Annotated in this window: 12 protein-coding genes; 2 read left to right on the top strand and 10 right to left on the bottom strand. The window is 72.8% G+C overall.

What is annotated here, in order from left to right:
* Nucleotides 1-41 precede the first annotated feature (41 nt).
* Together ASD48_RS14850 and ASD48_RS14845 are read right to left on the bottom strand one after the other, a co-directional pair.
* On the bottom strand, nucleotides 42-923 hold the full coding sequence (locus ASD48_RS14850; RefSeq protein ID WP_057602056.1) for an alpha/beta fold hydrolase: 882 nt from the start codon (nucleotides 921-923) through the stop codon (nucleotides 42-44).
* A gap of 174 nt (nucleotides 924-1,097) precedes the next feature.
* Nucleotides 1,098-1,541 carry a MarR family winged helix-turn-helix transcriptional regulator gene (locus ASD48_RS14845; protein ID WP_057602055.1) on the bottom strand — a complete coding sequence of 148 codons (444 nt, stop codon included), beginning with the start codon at nucleotides 1,539-1,541 and terminating at the stop codon, nucleotides 1,098-1,100.
* Between the two features lie 143 nt (nucleotides 1,542-1,684).
* Here ASD48_RS14845 and ASD48_RS14840 point away from each other — a divergent pair, with 143 nt between their 5' ends.
* Nucleotides 1,685-2,059 carry a cupin domain-containing protein gene (locus ASD48_RS14840; RefSeq protein WP_057602157.1) on the top strand — a complete coding sequence of 125 codons (375 nt, stop codon included), beginning with the start codon at nucleotides 1,685-1,687 and terminating at the stop codon, nucleotides 2,057-2,059.
* Between the two features lie 21 nt (nucleotides 2,060-2,080).
* Here the strand turns inward: ASD48_RS14840 and ASD48_RS14835 are convergent, their stop codons facing one another.
* Complete coding sequence (locus tag ASD48_RS14835; RefSeq protein ID WP_057602054.1) at nucleotides 2,081-3,049, bottom strand: DNA polymerase; 969 nt, start codon at nucleotides 3,047-3,049, stop codon at nucleotides 2,081-2,083.
* A complete protein-coding gene (locus ASD48_RS14830; protein WP_057602156.1) occupies nucleotides 3,046-6,708 on the bottom strand; it encodes a DNA polymerase III subunit alpha in 3,663 nt (1,220 codons plus the stop codon). The genes ASD48_RS14835 and ASD48_RS14830 overlap by 4 nt, the downstream gene beginning before the upstream one ends.
* A gap of 291 nt (nucleotides 6,709-6,999) precedes the next feature.
* Here ASD48_RS14830 and ASD48_RS45970 point away from each other — a divergent pair, with 291 nt between their 5' ends.
* Complete coding sequence (locus ASD48_RS45970) at nucleotides 7,000-7,122, top strand: hypothetical protein (RefSeq protein ID WP_282438187.1); 123 nt, start codon at nucleotides 7,000-7,002, stop codon at nucleotides 7,120-7,122.
* 117 nt (nucleotides 7,123-7,239) lie between these two features.
* Here ASD48_RS45970 and ASD48_RS14825 read toward each other — a convergent pair whose 3' ends face one another.
* From ASD48_RS14825 to ASD48_RS14800, 6 genes are all read right to left on the bottom strand, one after another.
* Nucleotides 7,240-8,322 (bottom strand): S1 family peptidase, encoded by a 1,083-nt coding sequence (locus tag ASD48_RS14825; RefSeq protein WP_079073764.1) that lies wholly within the window; start codon nucleotides 8,320-8,322, stop codon nucleotides 7,240-7,242.
* 246 nt (nucleotides 8,323-8,568) lie between these two features.
* Complete coding sequence (locus tag ASD48_RS14820; RefSeq protein WP_057602053.1) at nucleotides 8,569-9,417, bottom strand: slipin family protein; 849 nt, start codon at nucleotides 9,415-9,417, stop codon at nucleotides 8,569-8,571.
* A 222-nt stretch (nucleotides 9,418-9,639) separates the two neighbouring features.
* On the bottom strand, nucleotides 9,640-10,551 hold the full coding sequence (locus tag ASD48_RS14815) for a S1 family peptidase (protein WP_057602052.1): 912 nt from the start codon (nucleotides 10,549-10,551) through the stop codon (nucleotides 9,640-9,642).
* 1,073 nt (nucleotides 10,552-11,624) lie between these two features.
* A complete protein-coding gene (locus ASD48_RS14810) occupies nucleotides 11,625-12,956 on the bottom strand; it encodes an NtaA/DmoA family FMN-dependent monooxygenase (RefSeq protein ID WP_057602051.1) in 1,332 nt (443 codons plus the stop codon).
* Nucleotides 12,953-14,026: an LLM class flavin-dependent oxidoreductase gene (locus tag ASD48_RS14805; RefSeq protein ID WP_057602050.1), complete on the bottom strand. Its 1,074-nt coding sequence runs from the start codon at nucleotides 14,024-14,026 to the stop codon at nucleotides 12,953-12,955. Before ASD48_RS14805 ends, ASD48_RS14810 begins: the two co-directional genes overlap by 4 nt.
* A gap of 43 nt (nucleotides 14,027-14,069) precedes the next feature.
* On the bottom strand, nucleotides 14,070-15,854 hold the full coding sequence (locus ASD48_RS14800; protein WP_057602049.1) for an FAD/NAD(P)-binding protein: 1,785 nt from the start codon (nucleotides 15,852-15,854) through the stop codon (nucleotides 14,070-14,072).
* Nucleotides 15,855-15,976: the final 122 nt, after the last annotated feature.

Here is a 15,976-nt window from a genome sequence, read left to right as displayed (position 1 = left end):
GGCGGCTCAGGTCGGACAGGCCCCGGCGGAACACCTGCGCGTCAGCTGAAGACGGACGCGCAGGTGGTGGCGGTGGCGTGGGCCGGGTCGAGCGCGTTGGCCACCTCATGGAAGGCGATGCGGTCGAACAGACCGATCGCCAGGTGCTCGGAGAGGTCCACCGGGCACAGGTCCTGGAGCAGGACGTTGCGCACGTCGGAACCGCTGAGGTACTGGGTGCGCCACGGCGTGACCACTTCGTCGTACTTGGTGGCGATGACGGTGTAGCGGACACCGGCGACGGTGTCGCCGCCCGCGTTGAGCTTGGTGAGGAAGGCCGATCCGGCGACCTGGTCGGCGAGTCCGGGGGTGGCGGCCGAGAGCAGGTCCTCGGCGCCCGGGAAGTAGGGCAGCAGGTTGGCGAGTCCGCTCAGTGTGGTGCCGTGGTTGTCGGGGGCGACACCGACGAGCGCGTTGACCTTCGCGGCTCCGCCCAGGAACTTCAGGTAGTAGCGCGGCATCATGCCGCCCTGCGAGTGGCCGACGAGGTCGGCCTCGGCGGCGCCGGTCGCGGCGAGCACCTTGTCGACGAAGGCGGAGAGCTGCGCGGCCGACTTGTCGATGGGGCCGAGGCCGTTGAAGAACGGGACGCCCGGCAACTGGCCGTAGTCGACGGAGAAGACGCAGTAGCCGCGGACCGTGAGGTAGGGGGCGAGGGCCAGCCAGTTGTCGACCGAGTTGCCGAAGGTGCCGTGCACGAGGACGACGGGGCGGGGGTGGGCGGCGGAGGGCTTGCAGTGGTAGTCGTTCCAGCCACTCGCCGAGGTGGTGGTGGCGGTGGTGGCGGTGGAGTCCGCGTGGGCGGCGGTGGCGGGGACGGTGGCGGCCGCGGCGGCCAGCAGCAGTGCGGCGAGTGGTCTGAGCGCGCGTTTCCAGGGCAGCATCGGGTGATCTCCTTGCGGCTCAAGGGAGGATGCGATGGCCTTACGCCCTGTGACCCGGATCACGAGGATGCTGTTCACTCGTCAAGTTACGGGCGAGTAGCTGAAGTGTGAAGTTACGCGTCAGTAAAAACTTCCAGCGATAGCCACACTCGACCCGGACTCACTGATATGCCGTCACCAAACGGGCCGAATGGGGCCATGGGGGGCGATGCGTGACAACTGGTCGCGCAGCAGGCGCACTTGACCCTCGCCGAGCACGGCGACCCAGGCCAGCACCGCCTCGGCGGCCGCCTCCTCCGCCGCCCTGGTGCACTCCCAGCCGCGCTCGGTGAGCACGATCAGCCGGGCCCGCGCGTCCTCGGGGTGCGGCCGGCGCTCGGCATACCCCTTCCGCACGAGCTCCTCGACGAGCTGACTCGCCGCCTGCTTGGTGACTCCGAGGTGCGCGCCCAGCTCGGTGACCGTGGCGCCGTCCGGGGCGAGCCGGGTGAAGGCGAAGCCGTAGGCGGGCCGCGCCTCGAATCCACGGGCGAGGACACCGTCATTGATGCGCTGGGTGAGCTCGCCCGCGGCGGCGAGCAGGGCGGCGCTCAGGGCAAGGGCTTCGGAGTTCTGCACGTCTGCATTGAAACATTCTTGACAGATTGGTCAAGCAGCTTGACCATGGAGACAGATAGTCAAGCTCCTTGACCATCTTCGAGCGGATGTCCGGCAGCGACGACATCCCTCAGCAGCCGAAACCGAGCCGACAGGGGACACCCATGCCCGTCATCCGTTCGTCCGACGCCGTCACCCACGAGATCCACGGCGCCCGCTTCGTCTCCTATGCCACTCCCCGCACCGGCAGCAAGGAGCTGTGCGCCTGGAGGGGTGAGATCCCCGCCGGGACGAAGGCTCCCGCGCACACCGTCAACCGGGAGGAGATCTTCCATCTGCTCGTCGGCGAGCTGATCCTCACGCTCGACGGCCGCGCCGAGCGGATCAGGGCCGGTGACACGGTGATCGTCAACCCGGGGGCGACCCTGGCCGTCGAGAACCCGACCGATCACACCGCGCTCTCCTGGGTCACCACGTCCATCGGCCTGGAGGCGGAGCTGGCCGACGGGACCCGGATCACTCCCCCGTGGGCCAACTGATCCCGTTCCGGCGCCGTTCCCTCACGCCGCCAGCGTCCCGGGCTTCACCGCCTCCGGCCCGAACTTCGCCCGCACCCGGTCGGCCACCTCCTCGATCCGGCGGACCTTCTCGTCCACGGGATCGAAGGTGAGCTGGTGGGAGGCCTGGTCGGCGGGGCCGAGGGCCTCGGCGCGCAGGGTGATCGCGCGGACCCGGGCGCGCTGGAGACCGAGCGCCTCGTACAGGCCGTACGCCGTTCTCGTCAGGGCCGCCGAATGCGCGGTCGGCTCCCCGAGGGTGCGGCTGCGGGTGGTGCCGGAGCGGTCGGCGTAGCGCACGGTGAGGGTCAGGGTGCGGCAGACCTTCTCCACGGCGCGCAGCCGGGCGCCCAGTTCCCCGGCGGCCGAGAGAAGCGCGCGGCGATGCCGGTCGGGGTCCAGCTCGTCCCTCCCGAAGGGGCGTTCGGTGGCCAGCGAGCGCGATACGGCGTTCGGCACGACCCGGCCGCGGTCGACGCCGTTCGCCTTCTCGTACAGTTCCCGGCCCGCCTTCGCGCCGACCAGGCGCTGGAGCGTGGACAGGGGCGCGACGGCGACCCGGCCGACCGTGTCGAGGCCGTACTCGCACAGGGTGCGGGCGGTCGCCGTACCGACACCGGGCAGCGCCACGACGGGCTTCCCGGCGAGGAACTCCCGTACCCCGCCCTCGGGGACCGCGCACGTCACCCCGGGCCGGGCCCCCCGCAGCGCCACGCGGGCCGACAGCGGGCCGGGGCCCGCGCCGATCACGCAGTCGACCCCGTGCAGCGCGAGCGCGCGCACCCTGATCACCGACGCCAGCTCGACCGCGCTGCGCCCGAAGTACCGTTCGGCGCCGCGCAGATCGGCCAGTGCCCCGTCCGGCGGCAACGCCTCGACGACCGGCGTGAACTCCTCCAGCAGTCCGAGCAGCGCCGGCAGGGCGGCCTCGTCCGTCGAAGGCAGCTGGAAACGTACGCAGAGGATGGTCATCCCGCACTCCCCGGACTCTGGTGCCACAACTTTCTTCCCACCGCGGGCCCTTCGCCCGCGGGGCGCAGATCGGCCCAGGGGTGCATCTCGTACCCCGTGGGCATGCGGATGCGACGCTGTTCCCCCGCGTCCCGGGCGGCCGAACCCGCCGGTGCGGGCAGCCCGTCCGAATCGGCGAGCCGGCCGCGCGCCGGCCCGTCGACGTCGACGCCCGCGTCGGAGGCACCCGCGTCGGAGGCACCCTCGCCATAGGCGCCCTCGTCGGAGGCGCCGCCGGGACCGGCCAGCCGGGCCGCGACCCCTTCCAGCCCCTCGTCCCGGCGCACCTCCAGCAGTTCGGCGAGGTTCCAGGCGGCGGCGCCCACCACGCTGAGGCTGCGCGGGCCGCGCCGCTGCACCACCCCGCGCACCAGCAGCAGCCAGGAGTGGAAGACGGTGTGCGCGCAGGCGTCGTGGGAGTCGTCGAAGAAGGCGAGGTCGACCAGGCCCGCGCCGTCGTCCAGGGTGGTGAAGATGACCCGCTTGCCGGACCGGATCGGCGGGGTCTGGGTGGCCGCCTTGGCACCCGCCACGAGGACCGTCTCGCCGTGCCGGGTGTCACGCAGCCGACGCGCCGACACCACGCCCAGTTCGTCGAGGAAGCCGCGGTGGTCGTCCATCAGATGGCGCGAGGCGTCCATGGACAGCACGCCCAGTTCGGCGCTGAGCTTCTCGGCGGAGGACAGGTCGGGCAGCCCGGCCGGGGTGGTCTTCCGCCCGCCGGCCAGCGGGAGTTGACCGCCGCCCGCACCCCGGGCCCCCCGGTGCAGTTCGGTCAGGTGCAGTTGCAGATCGCGCCGGTTGGCGCCGAACGCGTCCAGCGCGCCGACCTGTGCGAGCCGCGCGGCGAGCGGACGGCTCGGCCGTGCCCGTTCCCAGAAGTCCAGCAGCGAGGCGTACGGCTGCCCGTCCGCGATCCGGGCCGCCTCGGCCTCGGTGATGCCGTACACGTCGGAGAGGGCGAGCCTCAGCCCCCAGACCCCTGAACCGGACGAACGAGAGGAACCAGAGGAACCAGAGGAACCAGAAGAACCAGAAGAACCAGAGGGACCGGAGGAGCCAAGGGAGTCGGGAGAACCCGGCCCTGAATCTGAATCAGACACCAGTTCGATACGGTGAGCGACCGCCGACCTGTTCACGTCCAACGGAAGTACCGGCACCCCCCGCCGCCGCGCGTCCGCCAGCAGCAGCCGCTTCGGGTACATCCCGGGGTCATGGGTGAGCAGCCCGGCGTAGAAGGCGGCCGGGTGGTGCGCCTTCAGCCACGCCGACTGGTACGTCGGCACGGCGAAGGCGACCGCGTGCGCCTTGCAGAAGCCGTACGAACCGAACGCCTCGATGATCTCCCAGGTCCGCTGAATCGTTTCTGCGTCATATCCGCCGACCGCCGCGTGCTGGGCGAACCACACCTTGATCCGCCCCTGCGACTCCGGGTCCGACAGCCCGCGCCGGACCCGGTCCGCCTCACCGCGCCCGCAGCCGGTCATGACGGCGACGATGTCGATGATCTGCTCGTGGAAGACGACGACCCCGTAGGTGTCCCGCAGCGGCTCCGCCAGATCCGGGTGCGGATACCGGACCGGCGCCCGCCCGTGCCGCGCCTCGATGAACGGCCGCACCATGTCGGCGGCGACCGGCCCGGGCCGGAAGAGGGAGATGTCGACCACGAGATCGTGGAAGGTGGCCGGCTGCAACCGCCCCACCAGGTCCCGCTGGCCCGGCGACTCGATCTGGAAGCACCCCAGCGTCTCGGCGGACCGGATGAGCCGATACGTCGCCGGGTCGCCGCCCTTCAGCGTGTCCAGGTCGATCCGCTCCCCCGTCGCCCGCTCCACCTCGCCCACCGCGTGCGCCATCGCCGACTGCATCCGCACGCCCAGCACGTCCAGCTTGAGCAGCCCGAGGTCCTCGACGTCGTCCTTGTCGAACTGGGCCATGGGGAACCCCTCGCCGCTGGTCGGCATGACCGGCGTACGGGAGAGCAGGGAGGCGTCGGAGAGGAGCACCCCGCACGGATGCATGGCGATTCCGCGCGGGAGGGCGTCGAGAGACTCGACCAGCTCCCAGAGCCGCCCGTACCGCTCCTTCTCCCCCGCCAGCGACCTGAGTTCGGGCAGTTCCGCCAGCGCCGCCCGGGCGTCGCGCGCCCGGATGTGCGGGAAGGACTTGGCGATGCGGTCGATGTCGGCCGGGTCCATGGACAGGGCCGCGCCGACGTCCCGGATGGCGTGGCGGACCCGGTACGTCTCCGGCATCGCGACCGTCGCGACCCGCTCGGTACCGAACCGGCCGATGATCGCCCGGTAGACCTCCAGCCGGCGCGCGGACTCCACGTCGATGTCGATGTCGGGCAACACGACCCGCTCCTTGGACAGGAAGCGCTCCATCAGCAGCCCGTGCTCGACCGGATCGGCGTTCGCGATGCCGAGCAGGTGGTTCACCAGCGATCCCGCGCCGGAGCCGCGGGCCGCGACCCGGATGCCCATCCCCCGCACGTCGTCCACGACCTGGGCGACCGTCAGGAAGTACGAGGCGAAGCCGTGGTGGGCGATGATGTCCAGCTCCCGGTGCATCCGCTCCCAGTAGTCGCGCTTGCCGGAGTGGCCGCGCAGCACCATCCCGGCCGCCGCCCGGGAGGCCAGGGTCCGCTGGGCGGTGCGGCGGCCCGCGCCGACGAGGTGCGGTTCGGGGAAGTGGACGGCGCCCATGCCGAGGTCGTCCTCGGGGTCGACCAGGCACTCGGCGGCCGTCGCCCGCGTCTGTTCCAGCAGGCGGTGCGCGGTGTCGCGCCGGTAGCCCGCGGCCTCGACGATCCGCTCGGCCGTGCGCAGCATCGCGCCGGCGTCCTTGAGCCAGGCCTCCCCGGAGTCCAGTCCTTTCGCCGGGTCGACCGGGACCAGCCGCCGGGCGGCGTCCAGCACGTCCGCGACCGGGCCCTGGCCGGGGTCGGCGTACCGGACGGCGTTGCTGAGGACGGGCCGGATCCGCTGTTCGGCGGCGAAGCCGACGGTGCGGGCGGCCAGCCGCAGGGAGCCGGGTCCGGTGCCGGTGCGCCCGTGCCAGACGGCCTCCAGCCGCAGGGCGTCGCCGTACACCTCCCGCCAGGGGGTGAGGAGCTTCGCCGCGCGGTCCGGCCGGCCCGCCGCGAGCGCGCGGCCGACGTCGGAGGCGGGGCCGAGCAGGACGGTCAGGCCCGCGCCGTGGTTCCCGGCCCAGGGCAGCACCGGGGTGCCCTCGCCCTCGTGCGCGGCCGTGACGATCCGGCACAGGTCGCCCCAGCCCCGGGCGCCGTCGCGGGCGAGGAAGGTGACACGGGGCGTCGACTCGTCGATGAAGGCGCCGCCGCGCACGGGGGTGCGGCGTCTGTCCCGTCGTACGGACGCGTCGCCCTGCGGCCGCTCGGGGGGCGCCACCGCCAGGTCCACTCCGAACAGCGGGCGCACTCCCGCCTTCGCGCAGGCCTTGGCGAAGCGGACCGAGCCGGCGAGCGTGTCGCGGTCGGTGAGGGCGAGGGCGTCCATCCCCCGCTCCGCGGCGCGCTCGGCCAGCCGCTCCGGGTGCGAGGCGCCGTAGCGCAGGGAGAACCCGGAGACGGTGTGCAGATGCGTGAACCCCGGCATCCACACCTCCCGTGAATCGAACATCAGTTCCCAACTACCTCACCCCCACCATAGACCAATTTCCGAACATCTGTACGACAGCCGTTCGAGCGCCTCCCACCTGCGGAAACACCCGTGCCCGGGACCGTGGGGACATGACACCCACCACCGGCACCGACCCACCCCGCAGCTCCGCCGGAGCCCCCCGGCTCCTTCCTCGACGAGGTGAAGGACGCCGTGGCCCCCGGGCCACGCTGCCGGTGATCGGGGTGCTCGCACTCCACCTGCTCTTCATCGCCCCAGGACCCCGGCGTGCTGTCGCTGCTCCCGCCGTTCCGGAAGGCGATCGGTCCGGCGCTGCCGCCGGGCGCGGGGGCCGTCGTCACCCTGCCGGCGGCGGCCCTGCGGACGCACCGCGCGCAGAGCACGACGTGAGCCGGTCCGCGGCGAGCGGCACCCGCCCGTGCCGCGCCGCGCCGGACACGCGCGAAGTCCCGCCCCTCGCGCGCGGGGCGGGACTTCGGCCGTTCGAAGGGGGCTGCTGCGGGACCGTCAGCCGATCTGCGTCCCCGTCGCCGACAGCGCCTCCGTCACCGGCTGGAAGAACGTCTCCCCGCCGGAGGTGCAGTCGCCGCTGCCGCCCGAGGTCAGGCCGACGGCGCTGCTGCCCGAGAAGAGGGAGCCGCCGCTGTCGCCGGGCTCGGCGCAGACGTCGGTCTGGATGAGACCGTTGACGACGTCACCGTTGCCGTAGTTCACCGTGGCGTCCAGGCCGGTGACCGTGCCGGAGTGCACCTGGGTGGTCGAGCCGCTGCGGGTGACCTTCATGCCGACGGTGGCCTCGGCGGCGCCGGTGATCTGCTGGGCCGAGCCGTCGTAGAGGTCGACCTCGCTCGGGTGGTCGACCTCAGCGGTGTACTTGACCAGGCCGTAGTCGTTGTCCGGGAAGCTGGACACCTCGTTGGCGCCGATCCGGGTGCCGGAGGAGTCCGACCAGGTGGAGATGGCGTCGGTGCAGTGTCCGGCGGTCAGGAAGTACGGCTCGCCGCCCTTGACCACGTTGAAGCCGAGGGAGCAGCGCCCGGTGCCGCCGGTGATGGCGTCGCCGCCGGCGATGAAGGGCTTGAACTCCCCCTTGGTGCGCTGGAGTTCCGCCACCCGACCGAGCCCGTCGACGACCTTGGTGAGCTTGGCCCACTCGGCGTCGGAGACCGTGCGGTCGGCGGTGACGACGACCTTGTTGGTGGTCGGGTCGGTGACCCAGGCGGTGCCCGGGACGGACGCGTCCGCCGTGAGCTTCGTACGGGCGCCGGTCAGTTCGGCGAGGGAGTTCTCGACGATTCTGGCCTTGGCGCCGGCCGCCTCGACGGTCTTCGCGGCGGCCGCGTCGAGGACGTTCACCACGAGGCTCTTGCTCTTCGCGTCGTAGTACGTGCCCGCCGCGTCGGCGCCGAGGTCCTGGCCGAGCGTCGAGGCGAGCTTTCCGGCCGCGAGGGCCGAGAGGGGGGCGGGCTGCGAGGTCTTCGCAGGCTCGCTGGCGTTCGCAGTCTGGAAGGTGACTCCGGCTGCGACGAGCGCGGCGATGCCCGCGCCCGTCATGACCATCCGCCGCCCGGGTATGCGTCGGTGCTTCAACTCGCGTCCTCCTGTGGGGGGTCGGCCCGGGCGGTTATGGGGACAGCTCCGGGCCGGAAGGCTGGTTGACGGGCGCCCACTCTTCCGAACCGCACAGGGAGCACACAAGGTCGACTTCAGGACGCGCACAGGGTGAACACCGCGCGCCCGCCACGCCTTCACCGCGCCGGAACATCCCCTGGCCACCACGAGAGAATTCGCAGTGCAAACGCTACGCGTGAGTAACCACTTACGCGGCGGTGAGGTCTAGTCCTGGCCGGAACCCGACTGCGCCTCGGGCGGCGAAGGTGTGGAAGTCGTCGGGGGTGTGGAGGACGTCGGAGGAAGCGGTTGCTGCTGCTGGGCCCGCTCCAGGAACCTCAGCAGCTCCACCGGGAACGGCAGCACCAGCGTGGAGTTCTTCTCGGCGGCGACCGCCACCACCGTCTGGAGCAGCCGCAGCTGGAGCGCCGCGGGCTGCTCGGACATCTCCTTCGCGGCCTCGGCGAGCTTCTTGGACGCCTGGAGTTCGGCGTCGGCGTTGATGATCCGGGCCCGCCGCTCACGGTCGGCCTCGGCCTGCCGGGCCATCGAGCGCTTCATCGTCTCGGGCAGGGAGACGTCCTTGATCTCCACCCGGTCGATGGTGACACCCCACTCCACGGCCGGGCTGTCGATCATCAACTCCAGCCCCTGGTTGAGCTTTTCGCGGTCGGACAGCAGATCGTCCAGATCGCTCTTGCCGATGATCGAACGCAGCGAGGTCTGGGCCATCTGCGAGACGGCGAACCGGTAGTCCTCCACCCGCACGACCGCCTCGGCCGGCGAGGTCACCTTGAAGTAGACGACGGCGTCCACGCGCACGGTGACGTTGTCCCGGGTGATGCCCTCCTGCCCGGGCACCGGCATCGTGACGATCTGCATGTTGACCTTCCGGAGCCGGTCGATGCCCGGAAGGATCAGGGTGAGTCCGGGGCCGCGCACCTCGGGCCGGAGTTTCCCGAGCCGGAGGACCACGCCCCGCTCGTACTGCTTGACGACCCGCGCCGCCGCCGCCACGTACACCGCTCCTGCGGACACCAGCGCGACGCCCGCCACCACCAGTTCCTCGACCATTGCCGGCCCCCAGGGGTCCACAGCACTGCCCGCGCATCACTGCCTGTACCCCGACGGTAACCCCGCCCCCGGGCAAGGGCGAGCCCCCGCACGCCGGTTGCGTACGGGGGCTTGCCTGCGATCGGGCCACAGGCCGGGAGCGGCGGTCCCGCGCGAGGACTCCTGGGTGAGGACCGCCTCGTCAGGACTGCCGGCTCCCGCGTGAGGATTCCCGCGTGAGGACTAGAAGACGCTGACGCCGTAGCGGCTCAGGGCCTCGGTCACGGGCTGGAAGAAGGTCGTACCGCCCGAGGTGCAGTTGCCGCTGCCGCCGGAGGTCAGACCGAGCGCGACACCGCCGGAGGTGTAGAGGGCTCCGCCGGAGTCGCCGCCCTCGGCGCAGACGTTGGTCTGGATCATCTGGTAGACCACGTCGCCGCCGCCGTAGTTGACCGTGGCGTTCAGGGCGGTCACCCGGCCGGTGTGGATACCGGTCGTGGAGCCGTCCCGGATGACCGACTGGCCCACGGTGGCGTTGCCGGCGCTGGTGATGTCGGTGTTGCCCGCGGTGCCCGCCTTGGCGACCGAGGTGTTGGTGTAGCGGACCAGCGCGTAGTCGTTGGTCGGGAAGCTGTAGCCGGAGTTCGTCCCCAGCACGGTGGTCTGACCGGAGTTGGAGTACCAGGTCGAGGCGACCTCGCCGCAGTGCCCGGCGGTCAGGAAGTAGTAGGTGCTCCCGCTGACGACGTTGAAGCCGAGCGAGCAGCGGTAGCCGCCGCCGTAGATGGCGTCGCCGCCGCCGATCAGCTTGTTGAACTTGCCCGGGGTGTGCTTGATCGTGAGCGCGCCGGCGTTGTCGCCCGCCTGCTCCTTGATCTGCGCGATCTCCGCGTCCGAGACCGTGCTGTCCACGGTGACCAGGAGGCGGTTGGTCTTGCTGTCGACCGCCCAGGCGGTGCCCGGGATGTCCGCCTGGAGCACCGAGGCGCCGGCGCTCTTCAGTTCGGCGGTACTGAAGGTGGCGGTGTCGGCCGCGCTCGCCTGGGGGATGGCGATCGCGGCGGCGGCCACGAGTCCGGTGGTCACGGCGGTCAGCCGGGTCCGTCTCGAGATACCGCTCGTGGGGGTGGTGGGGGTGGTGCGCTTGATCCTCACGTTTCGTTCCCTCCCAGGGGAAGTCGGGGGCCCGTGGTGTGGGGTCGGGGCCCGTGAGGCGCAGCCAGGGACAGACGTTCGTCCGGATTCCGGACACGCCGTGACCCTGACAAGCGCTGAGGGGGAGTATTCGGCCGAACGGCCGGTCGGCGCAAGGGCGCCTTTCGGCCGTCAGACCTTCAACGAACTGCGTGAGTTGAGCCCTCTTGCAGCCTCTTGCCCCAGCTCAGACCAGGTTGCGCTCTCCTGCCTCGACCGCCACGTCCTATGTGTTCCCCGGCGGCGGGACGGGGCGGAGGAAAGCATCCGCAAGGCGCACGGAGGCAGTACGTCCCTGTGGAGGTCGACCGTCGCGCGTCCGTCCGCGCCCGGGTGCGCCGGAGTGCGGGAACCGGAACCGGCCGGCCGCTCACCCGGCAGGCGGCGTCCGTGAACGGGGACCGCGGCGCACCGTCGCCCCGCTCGCTCACCCGGAGGGCGAGCCGCTGCCGGCCAGGACGAACGCCGGTTCCCCGCGGGCCCCGGGACCACGCGCCCGCCCTTCGGCGACCGGCGCCGGGGGCGGTACGGTCCTCGGCGCACGGCCTCGCCCTGTACCGCGCGGACCGTACCGCCCGGCGTGCGCCTCGGGTCGTGTGGACGCCGGGCGACCGGCCGGCCGGTCGGCGGAGTCCGGGCCGAAGGCGCGCACCCCCTCGGGGATCCTCGGGCACCGGCACGACCAGCCGTCGCGCGCCGTGCGCGCCCCGGGCCGCCGGCCCCCGGGCCGGCGTCGGCGCCGAACCGTGCCTCCCTGCTGAACGGCTTCCCGTCCGTGGTCAGGCCGCCGGAGCCGGTCGCCCTGAGCGCCTCGGCGTCCCCTTCGGCCACCCGGATCCCTGGGGTGTCCGGAAGTCGACCGTCCGGAAAGCCCTCGGGCCGGGGACTCCCTCGGCCCTCTCAGGACACCGCGTGAGGGTACCCGGGCGCGAGCGGCCCGCGGGGCGCCGCGACCGGCTCCCCCTCGATCCGTCCTGTCGTCCTACGGGTTGTCCCGCGGGTCGCCCTTCGGGTCGTGGTCGTCACACGGGTCGTCATACGGCTTGCCCGTCCCCCGCCGGGGCGGGCAGGCCCAGGTGGGAGCGCAAGGTGTGTCCCTCGTACTCCGTACGGAAGGCGCCGCGCTCCTGGAGCAGCGGCACCACCCGGTCGACGAACTCGTCGAGCCCGTCGGGCGTGAGCTGCGGTACGAGGACGAAGCCGTCGGCGGCGTCCTCGCGCACGAACTCCGTCAGTTCGGCGGCGACCGCCTCGGGCGTGCCGACGAAGGACTGCCGGGCGCTCGTCTCGATCACGGTCTGCCGGATGGACAGCCCCTTCTCCCGCGACAGCGCGCGCAGCTTCCCGGCCGTCGCGACGGCGTCGCCGTGCCGGGCGCGGCCCCCCGGCCGCGGGTCGGCCACCGGGTCGAACGCGGGCAGCGGCCCGTCGGGGTCCCAGGCCGACAGGTCGACGCCCCAGAGCCGCTCCAGGACGAGGAGGGCGCGCTGCGGGGAGACCAGCTGCCGCCGTGTCGTGGCGGCCCGCTCCTGTGCCTCGGCCGCGGTGTCCCCGAGGACGACGGTGACGCCGGGCATGATCCTCAGATCGCCGGCGCTACGGCCGTACTTGGCCAGCCGTCCCTTGACGTCGGCGTAGAAGGCGCGCCCTGCCTCCAGCGTCCCGGGCCGCGCGAGGACGACGTCGGCGGTGGCCGCCGCGAACTCCCGGCCCTCCCGCGAATCTCCCGCCTGGATCACCACCGGGTGTCCCTGCGGTGAGCGCGGCACGGTGAACTCCCCGGCGATGTCGAAGTGCCGGCCCCGGTGCGCGAACGGCCGGGGCGCCTCGTCCGGTGTCCAGGAGTCCCACAGCCTTCTCGCGGTGGCGACGAACTCGGCGGCCCGCGGATACCGGTCGGCGCGGTCCAGATAGTCCCCGCGGCGGAAGTCCTCGCCGGTGCGGTCGTCCGAGGAGGTCACCACGTGCCAGGCCGCCCGGCCGCCGCTGAGATGGTCCAGGGTGGCCAGTCTGCGGGCGAGTTCGAACGGCTCGTTGAACGTGGCGTCGGCCGTGGCGGCCAGCCCCAGGCGCTCGGTCACGGCGGCGAGCGCGTTCAGGACGGTGAGCGGCTCGGGGCGGCCGGCCACGTCCAGGTCGTGGACACCGCCCTGGTGTGCGCGCGGCCGAGGCCCCTCGGCGAGGAGGAAGAAGTCGAACAGGCCGCGTTCGGCGGTCCGGGCGAGGTGCTCGAAGGAGGAGAACTCGATCGGCGACTTCGCGTCGGGGCCGGTCCAGACGGTGGTGGTGTCGGCACCGGGGAAGTACGCGGCCAGGTGGCAGTGCCTGCCGAACGGCCTCGGGCCCTGTGATCGATGCCCGCTCATGCCGCGCCCCCCGCGTACTGGTTGGCGGGCCGGGCCAGCCCCAGGTGCTCGCGGAGTGTGCTGCCGGGGTAGAAGGTGCGGAACAGACCACGGTGCTGGAGCAGCGCGACCGTGCCGTTGACCAGCCGTTCCAGATCGCGGCGCGGTTCGACGGGGGTGAGGTGGAAGCCGTCGGCGGTGCCGTCCCTGTACCAGGAGGCGATCAGGTCGGCGAGGTCGACGGGTCCGCCCCGGTAGAGCGGGCCCTGCGCGGTCTGCCGGGGGCCGCCACCGCCGTGGCCGGGTTCGGCGGCGTGCTCGCCGTCCCCGAGGTCGATCAGCAGACTCGCCAGGACCAGCAGGGAGTTCGGGTCGCGCCCCGCTCCGGCCGCGTCGGCCCGCAACCGGTCGCGGACGCTGCGGGCCTGGGCGGGGCTCGCGGCGCGCACGAGGGCCACGTCGGCGTGGCGGGCGGCGGCGGGCCGGGCGTGTTCCTCGGTGGCGTCGACCACGCGCACCGGGTGTCCCTGCGGAGGTCTGGGCGCCAGGGCGGGGCCCCGCACCGAGAAGGCCGCGCCGGTGAAGTCGACGGGGTGCAGCTTGTCGCGGTCGAGGAAACGGCCGCTCGGCACGGCGCGTGTCGCGGCGCCGTCCTCCCAGCTGTCCCACAACTTCGCCGCCACGTCGGCGACTTCACCGGCCTCCTGCCACAGCGCGGCCAGCGGCGCGGTGTGCCGGCGGCCGAAGAGCCGGGCCTCCCCCTCCGTGGTGGAGACGTCGATCCGCCAGCCGGCCCGGCCCCGGCTGACCCGGTCGAGCGTGGCGACCGTGGCCTGGATGCGGAAGGGCTCGGTGTGGGTGGTGGTGAGGGTGGGGACCAGTCCGACGCGGTGCGTGGCGGGCGCCACCCGGGACAGCACGGCCGACGCGTCGGGCCCGGGCCGGGCGAAGGTGTCGTCCAGCGTCACGAAGTCGAGTCCGCCCCGCTCGGCGAGCCGCGCCAGTTCGACGTAGGGGCCGGCGTCGTACACCCCCGGCTGGTCGACGGCGGCCGCCAGATGCAGCGGGCCCCGGCCGTGCGATGAGGTCATGGGGGAGAACCCTTTCTTCCGTGACGCTTCGAAGTGGAGCGGTTCACCCGACGGCATCGGCGCCCAGGTCCCGCAGGAACACCAGGGCGGCCCGGGCGGTGGCGTCGTTCTGCCGGAACGCGGGGCCGCCGGTGCGCGGCCGGGTGAACGCGCCCGGCGTACGGCCGTCGGTGTGCGGCCCGAGCGCGAAGCGCCGTGGGTGCGGCCGGCCGGCCCGGTCCAGGACCCGCCCGTCTGCGCGGTCCACCCGCAGCAGCCCGTCCGGGGTCTCGCCGGCGCCGTCGGCGTGCAGCTCCCGCAGCAGCGGGTCGAGGGCGCGCCGCAGCGTCGGCTCCGGCAGCCGGGCCTCCACCAGCGCCCGCGCCTCGACCGAGAAACCCGGCACCGTGGCACTCGACGCCCGGAAGACCCCGTCCCGCGCCTGTACGGCCATGTCGGCGCCGACGAACTTCAGCACCCCCGCCCGGGACAGCGCGAGCAGCTGTCTCAGCCGGGGGCCCGGCGGCCCGGAGGCGAGGTAGCTGAAGAACCCGTGCCACCAGGAGCCGATGTCGCCGAGCCGGACCAGTTGTCCGTAGACGGACAGCAGTCCCAGGAACACGGCCAGGTCGGTGCTGTGCGCGGCGTCGTGCCGGCGACCGAGGTCGTCCTCCACATAGCCGCGCAGGCCTTCCTGGAACTCCGCGAAGGACCCGTACGTCACCCCGTCCAACGGCCGGTCGAGGGCGGCCAGGTCGAGCCGGTCCCGGGGGTCGGGCACGGCGGACGCCACCAGGGCCTCCCGCTCGGCGCCCTCGGACGCGGCCTCGTACTTCTCCTCGAAGTCGGTCCAGGCGATCGCGGTCCGCTCGGCGTGGACCGTGAACAGCCGGTGGTAGTGGGCGAAGCCCAGCTCCTTCTCCACCAGCGGCCAGACATCCCGCCGGAAGTCGAAGCCCTCGGGCCGCGCGAGCAGTGCGTCGATCTCGGCGGGTCCCAGGAACCGGGGCAGCGGCGGCCGCTCGCCGGTCCAGTCGTAGCCGATCTTCGAGTGGTACGGCACTCCGCGCCGCGAGCCGACGTACAGCACAGGTTCCCGCCCCGAGGGCACATAGGTGTCCCCCTCGTACCGCCCGCCGCGTCCCTCGGTGAGCAGCACCATCAGGTCGACGAAGGCGAGCCCGAAACCGCGCACCAGCACGGGTTCGCCGGCCGGCAGCGCGGACAGGTCGCTGTCGGCCGTGAAGTCCGGCGGCAGGTGGACGAGCCCGTGCTCCGCCGCGTATGCCGCCAACTCACGCTGCTCCTGGTCGAGTTCGGCGTCCAGGTGACCGAGGGCGAGGACGACGAGATCGGCGGACAGGGGCTGGTCCCGGCCTTCCAGCCACACCTGCTGGCGTCCCGCACGGGGGCCGCTCACCCGCAGAGCGCGCCCCGGATGGTGGTGGACGGTGATCTCCGGGGGCAGGGCGGCGACCGCCTGTTCGTGCACCCAGCGCAGATAGGAGCCCTGGAGCTGCCGGTCGGCGAAGGTACGTCCGTCGACGCCCGCCCATTCGTGCAGTGTCGGGCCGGGCCGCACCGGCCCGGCCATCTCCACCGACTCGTCGGTGAACATGGTGACGTCCTCGGCGTGCGAGTTCATCCACAGCAGCGGCGACTGGGCGGCCCGCCAGATGCGTCCGGCGCCCGGCGGATGCGGGTCGACGAGGTGGATGTCGAGTCCCGAACCGGCGTACAGCTCGGGGGCGTTGGCGGCGATCCGCTCGATGAGGCCGGTCCCCCGCGGCCCGGCCCCGACGATCACGAGGGTGGCGGGCGCTTCGGGGTCGAGGGTTTCGGAAGACATGCGAAGGCTCCGTGACAGCTGGGATCGAACACGGGTAGGTGCCTTCACACACCGAATGGGGCGCGCCGCGCGGCGCAGATACGGCCGAGCCCCTCAGCAGGGCCGTGCAGCGAGAGTACGTG

This window comes from Streptomyces sp. Root1310, assembly GCF_001426425.1.
Taxonomy (GTDB): Bacteria; Actinomycetota; Actinomycetes; order Streptomycetales; family Streptomycetaceae; genus Streptomyces.
The sequence above is the reverse complement of the archived record's forward strand: the minus strand, read 5'-3'. Positions and strand labels throughout refer to the sequence as shown.

What these genes read in the sequence shown, in the direction of transcription:
- ASD48_RS14840 (WP_057602157.1), top strand. Translation starts at nt 1,685, where the DNA reads ATGCCCGTCATCCGTTCGTCCGACGCCGTCACCCACGAGATCCACGGC.
- ASD48_RS14830 (WP_057602156.1), bottom strand. Translation starts at nt 6,708, where the DNA reads ATGCCGGGGTTCACGCATCTGCACACCGTCTCCGGGTTCTCCCTGCGC.
- ASD48_RS14805 (WP_057602050.1), bottom strand. Translation starts at nt 14,026, where the DNA reads ATGACCTCATCGCACGGCCGGGGCCCGCTGCATCTGGCGGCCGCCGTC.
- ASD48_RS14800 (WP_057602049.1), bottom strand. Translation starts at nt 15,854, where the DNA reads ATGTCTTCCGAAACCCTCGACCCCGAAGCGCCCGCCACCCTCGTGATC.
- ASD48_RS14820 (WP_057602053.1), bottom strand. Translation starts at nt 9,417, where the DNA reads ATGGTCGAGGAACTGGTGGTGGCGGGCGTCGCGCTGGTGTCCGCAGGA.
- ASD48_RS14835 (WP_057602054.1), bottom strand. Translation starts at nt 3,049, where the DNA reads ATGACCATCCTCTGCGTACGTTTCCAGCTGCCTTCGACGGACGAGGCC.
- ASD48_RS14850 (WP_057602056.1), bottom strand. Translation starts at nt 923, where the DNA reads ATGCTGCCCTGGAAACGCGCGCTCAGACCACTCGCCGCACTGCTGCTG.
- ASD48_RS14810 (WP_057602051.1), bottom strand. Translation starts at nt 12,956, where the DNA reads ATGAGCGGGCATCGATCACAGGGCCCGAGGCCGTTCGGCAGGCACTGC.